The 1,847-nt window shown below is 78.6% G+C and carries 1 protein-coding gene and 1 pseudogene; both read left to right on the top strand.

The features are described from left to right. A pseudogene (locus EBM89_RS21660) lies at positions 1-624 on the top strand (sacsin N-terminal ATP-binding-like domain-containing protein); the annotation flags it as partial. A 41-nt stretch (positions 625-665) separates the two neighbouring features. Beyond that, positions 666-1,847: MFS transporter (locus EBM89_RS20490; RefSeq protein WP_147463656.1), on the top strand; the 1,182-nt coding region annotated here is incomplete at its 3' end.

The raw sequence follows: 1,847 nt of genomic DNA, 5'->3' as shown, positions 1-1,847 counted from the left end.
GCCGCGGCGCCCGGCGGTCCGGTCGACCTGGGGCTCGCGACCGCCGTGTGGCGGGCCTGGTCCGGGCACGCCGCCGCCGTCGCCGCCGGGGACGCGGCGCCGCTGCCGGACCTCGACGTCGTGCCCGCTCTCGTCGCGCCGGACCGGGTCGCGCTGGTGCACGCGGAGGACGCGGCCGTCGCTCCGGGTCCGATGTGGTGGCAGCGCACCGACGTCGCCGCGATGGTGCCCGCCGTCGGGGTGGACGCCGACGACCTCGCGGACGTCCTCGGGCTGCCGACCGCGGCGGACCTCGCCGACGGGTCGACGGCCGACGACGACGGCGACCTGCTGCCGACCGCGCCCGAGGTCGCCACGGTGCTGCCCGGCGCGCCCAGGACGTGGGTGGAGCACGAGGCGCTGCGGGTGGACGGCGTGCCCGTCGACTGGTGGGTGGACGGGGCCGGGCCGGACGCCGTCGTGCACGCCACGCACCTCGCCGGGCTCGCCCGCGGGCTCGCGCAGGCTGCCGGGGCGTGGCCGCGCCGGCACGCCGTCGCGCTGGTGCTGGTCGAGCCCGCGCGCGCCGGCGAGCTCGCGGTCGAGCAGGTCGGCGACGAGGTCCCCACCGCGCCCGGGGCCTGATCCGCGCGCGCCGCCCGCCGCCGGGGCAGGATGGGCGGTCGATGAACCGCAACCTCCTGACCTCCGCGTACCTGCCCGCCCTGCTCTACGAGACGGGCCTCGGTGCCGTCACCCCGGTGATCGCGCTCGTGGCGTCGGGCCTCGGGGCGCGCCTGGACCAGGCGGCGCTCGTGGTGGCGCTCGTGGGGCTGGGGCAGATCCTCGGCGACGTCCCCGCGGGAGCGCTCGCCGCCCGCATCGGCGACCGCCGGGCGATGCTGGTGGCCGCCGTCGTCGCGTGCGTCGCCCTCACCGGCGGGGCGCTCGCGCCGACGCTGCCGCTGCTGGCCACCGCGGTGCTCGTGCTCGGGGCGGCGTCGGCCGTGTTCCACCTCGCCCGGCAGGCGTACCTGACGGAGGTCGTGCCGGTGGTGAACCGGGCGCGAGCGCTGTCCACGCTCGGCGGGGTGTCCCGCATCGGGATCTTCCTCGGGCCGTTCCTCGGTGCCGCCGTGCTGCACGTCGGGGACCTGCGGTCGGTGTTCTGGCTGGCCGTCGGCACGACCCTGGTCGCGGCGCTCGTCGTCGGGCTGGCACGCGACGTGGACGACCGCGGGCGGGTCCCGCGCGGACGCCCGACGGTCCCCACGACCACGCTCGTGCGCCGGCACGCCCGGCTGCTGGCGACGCTCGGCCTCGCGGTGGTGCTGGTCGGTGCCGTGCGGTCCGCGCGGGGTGTCGTGCTGCCGCTGTGGTCGGAGCACCTGGGGCTCGCGCCCGCGACGACGTCGCTGGTGTTCGGGCTGTCCGGGGCGGTGGACATGCTGCTGTTCTACCCGGCGGGCAAGGTGATGGACCGGTACGGGCGGCTGTGGGTGGCGATCCCGTCGATGGTGGTGCTCGGCGGCGCCATCGCCGCGCTGCCGCTCGCGACGACGGTGCCCGCGCTGGCGGTGGTGGCGATGGTCATGGGCCTCGGGAACGGCATCGGGTCCGGGATCCTCATGACGCTCGGCGCGGACGTCGCGCCGCCGGACGCCCGCGCGCAGTTCCTCGGGGTGTGGCGGGTGTTCCAGGACTCCGGGGCGGCGGCGGGACCGCTGGTGGTCTCGGCGGTCGCGGCCGCGGGGAGCCTCGCGGCGGGCGTGGTGACCATCGGGGCGGCCGGGCTGCTCGCCGCCGGGGCGCTGGCGCGCTGGGTCCCGCGCTGGTCGGAGCACGCGAACGGCCGCACCCGCGCCCGC

This window comes from Cellulomonas triticagri, assembly GCF_003696205.1.
In the GTDB taxonomy this organism is placed as follows: domain Bacteria; phylum Actinomycetota; class Actinomycetes; order Actinomycetales; family Cellulomonadaceae; genus Cellulomonas; species Cellulomonas triticagri.
This window is presented reverse-complemented; position numbering and strand designations above follow the sequence as displayed.